Genomic DNA, 12,152 nt, shown 5'->3' on the forward strand with positions numbered 1-12,152 from the left:
TGATCACCCGTTGATTCGCTGTAAGAATTCCTGCTTCAGTCCGTGGTCAGTTTTGAACGCTCCAGTGTAGTAACTGGTTTCCGTCTGACTGCCCGTTTTTTCAACCCCACGCATTTCCATGCACATGTGCCGGGCTGTAACAGAGACTGCGATACCCTTAGGATCAAGGATCCGAGTCAGCTCTTTAGCAATGTTGACGGTCATTCGTTCCTGCACGTTCGGCCGCTTAGCACAGTAGTCGATCAGCCGCGGAATTTTACTCAGGCCCATCACCCGCTGATGATTAGGGATATAGGCAACGTCAACCGTGCCGAAGAACGGTAGCAAATGGTGTTCACACATCGAGTAAAACGAAATGTCTTTGATCAGCACCATTTCCGTTGTCTCGTCTACCGGGAAGAGTTTGTAATTATCAAATGCCGGCGCGTTAACGGACGAAAAAACTTCACTGTACATCCGGGCAACCCGGGCTGGCGTTTCAACCAACCCATCGCGATTAGGATCTTCACCTACCGCCTCTAAAATCATTTTTACTGCTTGTTCGATTTTTTTCTGATTTGCGTCATCTATCATGGTTTTATAGAGACTCCTTCTACTTTATTGATCCAACTTGTATCTGCTTTTTCTGCTAAAGCAGCGTCCACCTGCTTCTTAACCTTCGAATCAGTACCAGCAATTTCCTGAACGGGTAATAATACGAAGTTCCGTTCGTGTGCCCGTGGATGCGGCACGATAAGATCCGGCGTATTAATTTTCCGGTCACCCCAGTAGACAATGTCTAAGTCGATGGTCCGGGGTCCCCAATGCTGCAGCCGTTGCCGGTGACCCGCCTGCTCGATTTCGTGCAGCACGGCCAGCAACTCTTGCGGCGCTAACGTTGTCGTCACTGAAACGGCAATGTTATAGAAGTTAGCTTGATTTAAATTGCCCCAGGGCTGCGTTTCATAAACTGAAGAAATAGCTTCAATTTGAACCGACGAATCTGCTTGCAGCAACTTCACCGCCTGTGTCAGATTAGCAAATCGGTCGCCAATGTTTGACCCGATGCTTAAATAAACTCGTTCACTCACGATTTTCACCCGTCACCTCAATTTCAACGTTGTCAAAAATGCCTGGCATGGGAACGCTGTACTTACGAATCTTCAGCGTAATCTGATTCGCCATTGGAAAGCTCTTTAATAACAGTTTTAGCAGCTCGTTGGCTAGTGATTCAATCAGTTTGTAGGAATGAGTATGCACAAACTTATCGATGGTTTCGTTCACATCCGCGTAACTGATCGTTTCGTCCAAATCATCATGCTGCACCCGCTGTTCGATCGGATAATTCAGAGCAACATCAATGGCCAACTGCTGACCGTTTTTGCGCTCTTCAGGAAATACACCATTAAAGGTATGAAACTTTAAATTATTGATTCGAATAACGCCCATGGCGGCCTTCCTCCTCTATATGTGACTAAATTGTTTCTATTTTACCATCCTTTACGGGTTTAAACACCTATCAGTCACGTTTTTTGGTACACTGGAAGTAACGTCTTTTTGAAAGGATGATGAAGTTGAATAACCGAAACTTTAAGTATCCAGATACGGCCGCCTATGACTGTATCATCGCCTACTTCAAATCAAAAGATATTAAGCTTGAGGACATTGCGTCAATCACCTATAAAATGCAATTACAGTTCATCCCCGAACTCAAGGAAGAAGAAACCATGTCCGCAGTGGTGGACGTTTTGCATAAGCGAGAAGTCATGAACAACGCCATGGTGGGGATCGCACTCGATCAGCTAACAACCAAAAAAGAATTACCTGAACCGCTGCAAAGTATCGTTGAAAACGACGTTGGCGTCTTCGGGGTTGATGAACTCTTAGCTGAAGGGGGCATCTCCGGAATTTACGGTAAGATTGCCACCACTAACTTTGGTTACCTTGACCGCGAAAAACACGGAATCCTAAAACGGTTAGATACCGTTCAGGGTGAAGGAGTCAACACTTTCTTAGATGACATTATTGCCGCTATTGCCGCGGCGGCTGGCGCAAAGCTCGCACATAAATACGCTTAATGACCACGATTTAAAAAGGTTCTGACAAGTGTCTCCCGTTACGGAGTTGCTTGTCAGAACCTTTCTTAATGTTTCCCTGAATACGTTAAAATTAAGCCCTAGTCTCACAGAGCGGCAGCAACGTTTTAAGTTCTTCCATCGACGAACCGTTCTCAAAAAAACAGTTCACCATGTCTAGCCAGTAAAGGTCTCTGTCCGAATAAGCACCCGTTTCATCTTTACAGGGTAGCAGTCCTGCCCGCGTAAACGTGGCAATTTGTTCTGAGGCAATACCTGATTGAGCAGCGATTTCTCTCAAAGTCATCAGCTCTACCCGTCCTTTCAATGTTTATCAAAAGTATTTTACGCTCTCCCGTGTTAAATGCAACAGCGATATTAAGACAGTCCAACGACAAAAAAGTTGCGTTTATTCAAAGTAGCCAGTATCTTATAGGAAGACTAAAAAGTAACTGGTTTTATCTTCCTCAATGATTTTCAATTGGCTTGTTTGTGGAAATGAAACTAAATAATTTCATTTAAAGGGTTTAAATTTTGTTTTCTAAAATTTTCTTTCAAAATTGCATTTTTATATGAAAGCTTTTTTCATAAAGGTTTATATTGCTAATTTCACTCAAGTGGTAAATCCGTTTAATAAACTTTTCTTAATTCCCTTTATTTACTTAGAATTTGTTATATAATAATTCCGACACGAGTGGTCTAGACGATATTACTTTGCCTATGACGCACTCGTCAATGACTACTTTACCTCATAAAATTTAAGGAGTGACTGTATTGGCTACAGAAAGAACTTCACTATTTATCTTCTTTGGCGGGACTGGTGACCTAGCTTACCGGAAACTTTATCCTTCCATGTTTAACTTATATAAAAAAGGTACTTTAAGAGAACATTTTGGTGTGATTGGTACTTCTCGGGAAAAATTAACCGACCAACAATTCCAAGAAAAGGTTTTTAAATCACTTGGCGTTGCCAAGACTGATAAAGAAGCACAAAAATTTGCTTCACATTTCGTATACGAAGCACATGACGTTACTGACAAAGCACACTATCAAGTTTTGAAAAACCGTGCTGATGAATTAGACAAGCAATACAAGTTGAACGGCAACCGGATCTTCTATCTTTCACTTGCACCTTCATTCTTCGGTACCGTTGCTGGTTTCTTGAAGACTGAAGGCTTGACTGATACTGATGGCTTCAACCGTGTTGTGATTGAAAAGCCATTCGGTCGTGACTACGACTCAGCACATCAATTAAACGATGCCTTAAGCAAGTCATTCGACGAAAAGCAAATCTTCCGGATCGACCATTACTTAGGTAAGGAAATGATCCAAAACATCGAAGCTGTTCGTTTCGGTAACACCATTGTGGAATCACTTTGGAACAACCGTTACATCGATAACATCCAAGTAACTTTATCCGAAAAGCTGGGTGTCGAAGAACGTGCTTCATACTACGACAACTCTGGTGCTTTACGTGACATGGTTCAAAACCATATTATGCAAATCGTCAGTCTGCTTGCTATGGAACAACCCGTTTCATTCACCGATGTTGATATCCGTGCTGAAAAAGTTAAAGCATTACGTTCACTTCGGGTTTACAACGTCGCTGAAGCTTCAACTAACTTCGTTCGTGGCCAGTACGGTGCCGGCGATAGCCAACGTGCTTATCGTGATGAGGACAATGTCCCACACGATTCAAACAACGATACCTTCGTTGCTGGTAAGTTATTATTTGATAACTACCGTTGGTCAGGTACCCCATTCTACATCCGGACTGGTAAGATGTTAGCTGACAAGTTCACTCGTGTGGACGTTGTCTTCAAGAAGCCACTGATCGACATCTTCTCATTCCCACAAAACCACAACGCACCGCTTGAAGCTAACGTTTTGACAATGTACATTGAACCACATGCTGGTTTCTCACTTCGTCTGAACGCGAAGACAAACGGTCAAGGTTTCCAAACTGAACCAATCGATTTGGACTACTTCGTGGACGCCAAGGATTCTAAGGCTACCCCAGAACCATATGAACGTTTGATCCATGACGTTATGAAGGGTGACGGTACCAACTTCTCAAGTTGGCAAGAAGTTTCCTACGCATGGCGCTTCGTAGACCAAATCCGCAAGGTTTGGGACTTACAACAACCACAATTTCCTAACTACACCCCAGGCTCAATGGGCCCTGCAGCTGCTGATGAGCTGATTCAACGCGATCACCGTCAATGGGTGTACCGTTTAAACAAGTAATTAATTAAATCGAAAGGCTCCCAATTCTGAAAATTCAGAATGGGGCCTTTTTAATATGGCTAAATTTTAAGGATTTTTACGCGTTCCGTTAAGCAGATCATCCATTGAACAATCCTCAGGAATACCCAAAACGTCAAGTACAAGACGCATGGTCACTACTAACGGATTATTAGTCATAGCTTTAAATGGATTGGTAAAAGTGAAATCCTCATAAAAAATAACTCTCAACTTAGGTTAGTTAAAAATCGAGGAAACACTTATCATTCACATTAAAAATATAGGAATCACACTTTTTATCGTCTAAGTTCACTATCCCACCCTAAAGCACTTGTGAAATTCCACTAATTTTATCTTGTCATAAATTATTTGGAAGCACTTCATTTCAATTGAACATTATGTTTACAACTTATTTTTTTATTTATTAAATCGACGATGATTCTTCACATTCTCATTGTGAAATGTTAAACTAAGAATGTGCTTCAACTAATATATTTCTTTTAAAGGAAGGTTTGTAATGGCAGATAAATTAGCAAATATCGGTGTTGTCGGAATGGCTGTTATGGGTAAGAACTTAGCCCTTAACATTGAAAGTCGCGGCTACACTGTTGGTATTTATAACCGTACGGCTGCAAAGACTGATAAAGTGATGCAGGACCACGGCGACAAGAAATTGATCGCTAGTCACACAATTGAAGAATTTGTGGATTCACTGGAAAAGCCTCGTCGTATCCTCTTAATGGTTAAAGCTGGTAAGCCAACTGACGCTGTTATCGATGAATTAATTCCATTGCTCGACAAGGGTGATGTTTTAATTGATGGTGGTAACACTAACTTCCACGACACGATGGCACGTAATGCTAAACTTGATAAATCAGGAATCAACTTCATCGGCATGGGTGTTTCCGGTGGTGAACTTGGTGCCCTTAAAGGCCCATCATTGATGCCCGGTGGCCAAAAAGAAGCTTATGATTTAGTTGCCCCAATCCTTGAAAAGATTGCTGCTAAAGCTGACCAAGATGGCAAGCCATGTGTTACTTACATTGGCCCTAACGGTGCTGGTCACTACGTCAAGATGGTTCACAACGGTATCGAATATGGTGATGAGGAACTCATCGATGAAAGCTACAACATCATGCGGCACGTCTTAGGCCTTTCCGTTGACGAAATGGCTGACATCTTCAAAGACTGGAACAAAGGCGAACTTGACAGCTACTTGATTGAAATTACCGCCGATATTTTGACTCGTAAAGATGATCTTGGCGCTGACAAGAGTAAGCCAATCCTTGACATGATCTTAGACCGTGGTAACAACAAGGGTACTGGTAAGTGGAGTTCAGAAGATGCTTTGAACGTCCAAGTACCACAATCCGTTATTACCGAAGCCGTTTACGCTCGTTACATCTCAATGATGAAGGACGAACGTGTGGCTGCTTCTAAGACCTTAGCTGCACCAAAAGCTAACGAAGCAATTGGTGACAAGAAGGAAATGGTTGAAAAGATTCGTCAAGCCCTTTACTTCAGTAAGATCATGAGTTACGCCCAAGGCTTCGAACAACTTCGGTTCGCTTCAGAAGCTTACGACTGGAACTTACAATATGGTCAATTAGCTCAAATCTGGCGTGCCGGCTGCATTATCCGTGCACAATTCCTGCAAAACATCACCGATGCCTTCGACAAGAAGCCTGATTTAACTAACTTACTGTTGGATGATTACTTCAAGGATATCGCTGCGAAGTATCAAGAATCTACTCGTGAAGTCGTTGCTTTAGCTGTTAAGATGGGTGTTCCAGTACCATCACTCAGTGCCGCAATTACTTACTACGATTCATATCGTTCAGAAGTATTGCCTGCTAACTTATTGCAAGCACAACGTGACTACTTCGGTGCCCACACTTACGAGCGTGTTGACCGTGATGGTTCGTTCCACTATCCATGGTATGAAGAACAATAAAAACCAATAGTTGGCAATTTCTAGCCAATTGAAAAGCAGCTGGTCATATCGACCAGCTGCTTTTTGGGCCTTAAATAATTTCAAGGTTACAGTAAATTTTGAATTGAAAAATAGCTCACAATTCGTTTTAAGGGCGAATACTGTAAAAATAACACAATTGAATAACCAATAACGACTCCGCCTGCATTTGTAATAACATCATTAATATCGATCCAACGCGACATATGCAAGAAACTGTCCAGAATAAACTGGGTCGTTTCAATCCCGATACCAATTAATAAACCAGCGGCCATCGCTTGCCGGAAATTAACCTTAAATAATAATTTAAGGTACACGCCTAACGGCACCATCATCAAAATATTTAGATAAAAATCAATTTCAATTCCCCGGAATGGAATAGGATTAGTTGGTGCATTGCCAACCCAAAACGGCCTCATGGTAGCAACCTCACCAAAGCCATACGAGGTGGGCGTTAACGTCAAATACCCCACTACTGCAAGATAAATTCCCAGCGTCACTATGGTAATCAACTGACCAAACGTTCTCTTCTGACCAGTTAAGACCCCTATCCCAATCATGATAATAAAGACGTAGGCGAGGTAGGGCAGCCATTGAGAATAATTTGTCATCCTATCCCTCCTTTAGTAACAGCCGTCGTCACTCTATTCATCACTATAGGCGCTAATATTCTAGAAAGATAGGGGCATTGGCAGTGTTTAAACGTTTTTTAAAGCTTCTTGGATTGGGGTTTCACCAGTAACGATTGGGATTGTTTTATTAATGGTCTGCGGTTGGTTCAACGCAGCGATAACCGTGCTAGCCACGTCTTCACGTGCGACTGAGCCGCCCTCAATACCACTGGTATTAATTTTTCCCGTACCCTTATCAAAGGTCAGTGCGCCCGGCTCCATGATGGTGTAATTTAAATTAGTCCGGTGCCTTAGCCAGTCATCCGCATAGAACTTAGCTGCGTAATATGGCCGAATGGCTTCATTCCAACGATCCCGATCTTCGGCCCACAGTGCGCTGACCATTATATAACGGTCAATACCCGCGATTTGCGCCGCCTGCATGCTCTTAACTGCACCATCAAGATCTACCAGTAAAGTCATGTCATCGCCGGTTTTACCACCTGATCCGGCTGTGAAAATGACGGCATCAAAGCCATCTAGCGTAACACCCAATTCTTCTGGTCGCCCAAGTAAGTCTACGTGAGCAGTTTTAATGTGATTATCCTCAAAAAAAGCTGACTGTTCAGGCTTACGGATTCCCGCAACAACATCGGCCCCTTTTTCACTTAGCTGACGGCTGATCAATCGCCCAATATTACCATTGGCCCCAATAACAAATACTTTCATATAAATGTCCCTCCAATTCACGTACTCTGTTTATAATGATTAATTATACCTATCCTGATTACCTTGCGCTATCATCTAAGCTTGATTTTATTTTAAGCTATGTTTAAAATTACCCTGTTATTCTTTGAATGTAGTTTAAATACTACTTTCTACTCATCAAGCCGGTTTATTAGGCAAAACCGACACGTTCCAATTTGTCCCTAGAATTGGAGCTCATCTACTTATCAACCTACATTCAAGCTACCAGTTTGGTAGCTTTTTTTAATTAAAAAGCCGATGAATCCTTTATTAACAGGATCCATCGGTATTTTAGTTTTAAGAGAACCGGTTACAAGCCCTTTGAAATTTCATCGTACTTTTCCTGATACCATTCATCGTATGACTGGTCAGCCATAACACCATTTTCCATAAATGATTGATCAAGCGATGAAATAATTCGTTCAAATAATTCGCCATCATTTTTATACAAGTAGTCACGAAGCTGTTCTGGATGGAAATGAGAATTAAGTTCGATATCGTGATTAATTTGTTCAATTTCATATTGAATAGGATAATCAGTTAAGATTTCAAGACTGTTAGTCTCATATTTTCTAAGATAAAAATCAATAAAATCACGAGTTGAACGAGTCTTAGCCTCGTCACTCAATTGATCAAATAAAACAACGCCTGGTTGTAACACGAAGATCACTCCTTAATTAATAAAAGCTTTTACGTTTTTATCCGCAATTTAAGTATAGTTCTTTTAACCACTTTATGTAAGGGAAGCACTTGAGCGATTAACCGTTTTGAAATACTAGGGAGAAAAGGTCTGAATTAACTGCAATAACCGTCGGAAAAGAGCGTAAAATAAAATCAGTATGACATATCTAGTTGAAAAGAGGAAAAAACATGTTACCTTTTGCAAATGATTATTCACGCGGAGCACACCCCAAAGTGCTCCAAGCGTTAGTTAATACCAACCTGGATGCGCAACCCGGCTATGGTCAAGACGAATACACCAAACGAGCGATAAAAAAAATTCAAGCCGCCTGTCACGTTCCAGATGCTGAGGTCTTTTTCATCTCTGGTGGAACTCAGACCAACCAAGTGGTTATTTCAAACTTATTAGATGACGACGAAGGCGTGGTAGCTGCCGATTCCGGTCATATCAATTTTCACGAAGCTGGCTCAATTGAATATACCGGCCATAAAGTGCTCACACTTCCCGGGGTTCAAGGTAAGGTAACTGCCGAAAACCTTCAGTCGTATTTAGACGATTGGCAAGCCGATGAAAATCATGGTCAAATGGTTGCACCAGGTATGGTCTATATTTCCTTTGCCACTGAAGTTGGTACTCTTTATAGTAAAAAGGAACTAGCTGATCTTTACCAAGTCTGCCGAACGAACGGCTTGCCCCTATTTATGGACGGCGCCCGGCTAGGCTACGCGTTAATGAGCCCAGAAAACGATTTAAGCTTAGCTGACATTGCCAACTACTGCGACGTTTTCTATATTGGCGGAACTAAGGTAGGCGCGCTAGCTGGGGAAGCAGTTGTCTTTACCAAGCATAACGTCCCAAAGCGGTTTACGACAAAGATCAAGCGTCAAGGTGCTATGCTGGCCAAGGGCCGTCTGATCGGTGTTCAGTTTGATGCCTTGTTTACGGATAATCTGTATTTCAAAATCAGTCAGCACGCTATCGATTTAGCCATGAAACTAAAACAGGCACTTAAGGATAAAGGCTATCAATTCTTCACTGATTCACCAACCAATCAGCAGTTTGTAGTGGTTGATAATAACCAGTTAGACGAGTTAAGAAAACAAGTTGATTTTTCTTTCTGGGAAATCGTCGACGATACACATACAGCTATCCGGTTAGTTACCAGCTGGTCAACCACCGAAGATGAAGTTAATGCGTTAATTGAGATATTATAGCTTTAATCAAGCACACAGCTTGCAAATGATTTGTTATTTTTAAGAAAATCAGTTATACTTAAATATGGAAATGAATAAAGCCGTTAGGTGAGGCTCCTATACGGAAAACGCTACTGCTCAGAAACGTCGAAAAACGCCAATGAGTCAGCTGTCCGAGTTAAAAAAAGGCTCGGTCTAATGTGGCTGTTATCCAATAACTACGCCGTATAGTGCTAAAGCTCAACGATTGGCTAAACAACCTTTTAAGGTTATTTAAGTGTGCAAATCAGTGCGCTCAGTCAATTGTTGACTGAGCGTTTTTTTACACCTAACGCACGGCAACCATCACTGGAGGTGAGTAGTATGACAACAGAAACATATGATCCTGGATCGCAGTCTTATCACGCGTGCCAGGGAAAGCGGGTCGTCATAGCTCACCTCCATGGAATGAATCGGTAGAAATCGATTCTCGAACTGTGCTGACTTACTTTCCCTGCCCTATATTTGGCGATTTTAAAATGATTGATAGATTGATTGACCACTGTCTTTTTCTTCGTAACCAGTGTTGTAACTGATTGTTAGCGAAGATCCTGAACGTATACGTTAGTGCAATCAATTTATTATTCGATTGAATTGGGAAAGCAAGGGTTAGCAGTCTGAGTCTCGGTGCCCGTGTTGGCCAGTTGACAGTGAGATGTCGGTCAACTAAAGATGTGCTTCACCATGCAGGGAACTGCGTGGGGAGATTTAAGTGCGGCTAACTTCCGCCACAAAGCGTAAGAATTTCATTTTTAAACGCCAACCATCATCATAAAATTTACTATAACGCCGTCGATTTTGTTAACGTAGATCACAAGTATAGCTTGATGGGAATCAACCTCACTTGCGGTTATCAGCCAATTGAGATGGCACCAAAAAAAGCGCTTTGGTTCTTCAACCAAAGCGCTTTTAATATATCTTTTTTAATTTGGCTGATTAATTAGCCGCAGACTCTTTTCGTTTATTAAAAGTCGCCGCAAATTCTGCCGACTTTTTTTCATCGAATTCATTTTCGGACTTGGCAATCACAACTGATGCCAGTGAATTACCAACCACGTTAACAGAGGTTCGGCCCATATCTACTAGACGATCAATACCAGCGATAAAGGTTAGCCCTTGCATTGGTACCCCAATTGTTGACATAGTGGCAAGCAGAACGACGAATGAGGCCCCTGGCACCCCTGCCATTCCCTTTGAGGTAATCATTAGGACAACTAGTAAGGTAATCTGTTGACCTAGGCTCAGATGAATATGATAGGCCTGTGCAAGGAACAGTGCTGCTAATGATTGATAGATAGCTGAACCATCTAGGTTGAAAGTATAACCAGTAGGAACAACGAAGGACACGATCCCTTGGCTGACACCGAACTTATCCATTTTATCAATAATCCGTGGTAAAACGGCTTCTGAACTGGCAGTTGAGAAAGCTAAAATAAATTCATCCCGAATCACTTTAAGCAGGGTAAAAATATTTAGCCCAGCTATTCGACCAACACCACCCATGATAAAGAGGATGAAAACAATCATGGTCGCGTATGCTAGGAATACGAAGTACCCCAAAGGTGCTAGCGCCGATAATCCCATTTGAGCAACAGTGACACCAATTAGCGCACAAACACCAATTGGTGCAGCATGCATAACCCAGTTAGTGACTTTAAACATAACCTCAGAAACGGCTTGCAAAAAATCAATAATGATTTTACCTTGTTTGCCGATTGCTGCAGTACCAAGACCGAAGAAAACGCTAAAGAAGATCACGGGCATCATATCACCGGTACTTAGCGCACTGAAGAAGTTGGTTGGTATGATCCCCATCAACGTTGCCCAGATACCACTGTGTGCTTTAGCTGTCTTTGCAGTAGCCACGTACTGGCTAATATCTGAAGAATGTAACTGATGAATATTAATAAAATCACCAGGATGAAAGACATTGCCGACTATTAAACCTAGAATAATAGCAATTGTAGTCATGACCTCAAAATAAATCAGTGTTTTACCACCGACTCGACCAAGTTTTTTGATGTCTCCCATGTTGGCGATCCCAACTGTCAGGCAAGAAACGACAATTGGCAAAACGATCATCTGAATCAAGTTAATAAACATGGTCCCAATGTTCTGCATAGCTGTTATCGCCGTTTTATTCTGGTAAAAAATAACCCCTAAAATAATTCCTAGAACCAGCCCAATCATAATCTGCCAGCCCAAGCTTAAGCGATAACCTCGATAATGTTTCATTTTCGAGCCCCTCAATCTAAATAATTATTGCACTTCCTTATTATTCTATCATAATCTCAGAAAGGCTGAGTGTCTCATTTTTGAGTTCACAAACTACTACTCTGGGAATGCTGATTTAGCAAGGTTTACGAGTAAACTTTTTATCCAAATTTTTTTTATTCACTAGTTAATTTTATAACTTGTAGTGGCTTTTTACTTTTGTGTAGAAAAAAAGCAGCTATCGATTACTCGATAACTGCTTCGGTTGCGTGGCAACGTCCTACCCTCGCAGGGGGCGATCCCCCAACTACTCTTGGCGTGCTGAAGCTTAACTGCTGTGTTCGGCATGGGAACAGGTGTATCCTTCAGGCTATCGCCACCACACTATTGAGAACT

The 12,152-nt window shown here is 41.9% G+C and carries 12 protein-coding genes, 1 rRNA gene and 1 riboswitch; of the genes, 4 read left to right on the plus strand and 9 right to left on the minus strand.

Translation table 11 applies throughout. The features are described from left to right. Positions 1-3: 3 nt before the first annotated feature. From folE to folB, 3 genes are read right to left on the minus strand one after another with little or no spacing between them, the layout of a single operon-like run. Positions 4-573: a GTP cyclohydrolase I FolE gene (folE, locus tag JUE95_RS10180; RefSeq protein WP_203651251.1), complete on the minus strand. Its 570-nt coding sequence runs from the start codon at positions 571-573 to the stop codon at positions 4-6. Then, on the minus strand, positions 570-1,070 hold the full coding sequence (gene folK / locus JUE95_RS10185; RefSeq protein WP_235995445.1) for a 2-amino-4-hydroxy-6-hydroxymethyldihydropteridine diphosphokinase: 501 nt from the start codon (positions 1,068-1,070) through the stop codon (positions 570-572). The genes folE and folK overlap by 4 nt, the downstream gene beginning before the upstream one ends. Next, positions 1,063-1,428 (minus strand): dihydroneopterin aldolase, encoded by a 366-nt coding sequence (gene folB / locus JUE95_RS10190; protein WP_203651253.1) that lies wholly within the window; start codon positions 1,426-1,428, stop codon positions 1,063-1,065. Before folB ends, folK begins: the two co-directional genes overlap by 8 nt. 125 nt (positions 1,429-1,553) lie before the next feature. Between folB and JUE95_RS10195 the strand changes: the two genes are divergently transcribed. Next, complete coding sequence (locus tag JUE95_RS10195) at positions 1,554-2,057, plus strand: phosphatidylglycerophosphatase A (protein WP_203651254.1); 504 nt, start codon at positions 1,554-1,556, stop codon at positions 2,055-2,057. Between the two features lie 91 nt (positions 2,058-2,148). Here the strand turns inward: JUE95_RS10195 and JUE95_RS10200 are convergent, their stop codons facing one another. Next, entirely contained in the window at positions 2,149-2,361 is a 213-nt protein-coding gene (locus tag JUE95_RS10200) for a MerR family transcriptional regulator (RefSeq protein WP_203651255.1), read from the minus strand. A gap of 467 nt (positions 2,362-2,828) precedes the next feature. Here JUE95_RS10200 and zwf point away from each other — a divergent pair, with 467 nt between their 5' ends. Together zwf and gnd are read left to right on the plus strand one after the other, a co-directional pair. Beyond that, positions 2,829-4,301 carry a glucose-6-phosphate dehydrogenase gene (zwf, locus tag JUE95_RS10205; protein WP_203651257.1) on the plus strand — a complete coding sequence of 491 codons (1,473 nt, stop codon included), beginning with the start codon at positions 2,829-2,831 and terminating at the stop codon, positions 4,299-4,301. A gap of 514 nt (positions 4,302-4,815) precedes the next feature. Then, complete coding sequence (gene gnd / locus JUE95_RS10210; protein WP_203651258.1) at positions 4,816-6,252, plus strand: NADP-dependent phosphogluconate dehydrogenase; 1,437 nt, start codon at positions 4,816-4,818, stop codon at positions 6,250-6,252. A gap of 86 nt (positions 6,253-6,338) precedes the next feature. On the opposite strand, the gene JUE95_RS10215 is transcribed toward gnd, so the two are convergent. From JUE95_RS10215 to JUE95_RS10225, 3 genes are all read right to left on the minus strand, one after another. Continuing rightward, complete coding sequence (locus tag JUE95_RS10215) at positions 6,339-6,881, minus strand: VanZ family protein (protein WP_203651259.1); 543 nt, start codon at positions 6,879-6,881, stop codon at positions 6,339-6,341. Positions 6,882-6,968: 87 nt separating this feature from the next. After that, positions 6,969-7,610, minus strand: a complete 642-nt coding sequence (locus JUE95_RS10220; protein WP_203651260.1) for an SDR family oxidoreductase — start codon at positions 7,608-7,610, stop codon at positions 6,969-6,971. Positions 7,611-7,938: 328 nt separating this feature from the next. Further along, positions 7,939-8,289: a hypothetical protein gene (locus JUE95_RS10225; protein ID WP_203651261.1), complete on the minus strand. Its 351-nt coding sequence runs from the start codon at positions 8,287-8,289 to the stop codon at positions 7,939-7,941. 209 nt (positions 8,290-8,498) lie between these two features. Between JUE95_RS10225 and JUE95_RS10230 the strand changes: the two genes are divergently transcribed. Beyond that, positions 8,499-9,524, plus strand: a complete 1,026-nt coding sequence (locus JUE95_RS10230) for a threonine aldolase family protein (protein WP_203651262.1) — start codon at positions 8,499-8,501, stop codon at positions 9,522-9,524. Between the two features lie 72 nt (positions 9,525-9,596). Beyond that, a riboswitch (M-box (ykoK) riboswitch) is annotated at positions 9,597-9,762 on the plus strand. Between the two features lie 716 nt (positions 9,763-10,478). Here JUE95_RS10230 and JUE95_RS10235 read toward each other — a convergent pair. Then, the gene (locus JUE95_RS10235; RefSeq protein ID WP_203651264.1) at positions 10,479-11,777 is read right to left on the minus strand and encodes a cation:dicarboxylate symporter family transporter; all 1,299 of its coding nucleotides are present in this window, start codon (positions 11,775-11,777) and stop codon (positions 10,479-10,481) included. 246 nt (positions 11,778-12,023) lie between these two features. Next, positions 12,024-12,140 (minus strand): 5S ribosomal RNA (gene rrf, locus JUE95_RS10240). Between the last annotated feature and the right edge of the window lie 12 nt (positions 12,141-12,152).

The organism is Secundilactobacillus yichangensis (assembly GCF_016861565.1).
Classification (GTDB): Bacteria; Bacillota; Bacilli; order Lactobacillales; family Lactobacillaceae; genus Secundilactobacillus; species Secundilactobacillus yichangensis.

What these genes read in the sequence shown, in the direction of transcription:
- folE (WP_203651251.1), bottom strand. Translation starts at nt 573, where the DNA reads ATGATAGATGACGCAAATCAGAAAAAAATCGAACAAGCAGTAAAAATG.
- folB (WP_203651253.1), bottom strand. Translation starts at nt 1,428, where the DNA reads ATGGGCGTTATTCGAATCAATAATTTAAAGTTTCATACCTTTAATGGT.
- JUE95_RS10200 (WP_203651255.1), bottom strand. Translation starts at nt 2,361, where the DNA reads ATGACTTTGAGAGAAATCGCTGCTCAATCAGGTATTGCCTCAGAACAA.
- gnd (WP_203651258.1), top strand. Translation starts at nt 4,816, where the DNA reads ATGGCAGATAAATTAGCAAATATCGGTGTTGTCGGAATGGCTGTTATG.
- JUE95_RS10215 (WP_203651259.1), bottom strand. Translation starts at nt 6,881, where the DNA reads ATGACAAATTATTCTCAATGGCTGCCCTACCTCGCCTACGTCTTTATT.
- JUE95_RS10220 (WP_203651260.1), bottom strand. Translation starts at nt 7,610, where the DNA reads ATGAAAGTATTTGTTATTGGGGCCAATGGTAATATTGGGCGATTGATC.
- JUE95_RS10230 (WP_203651262.1), top strand. Translation starts at nt 8,499, where the DNA reads ATGTTACCTTTTGCAAATGATTATTCACGCGGAGCACACCCCAAAGTG.
- JUE95_RS10235 (WP_203651264.1), bottom strand. Translation starts at nt 11,777, where the DNA reads ATGAAACATTATCGAGGTTATCGCTTAAGCTTGGGCTGGCAGATTATG.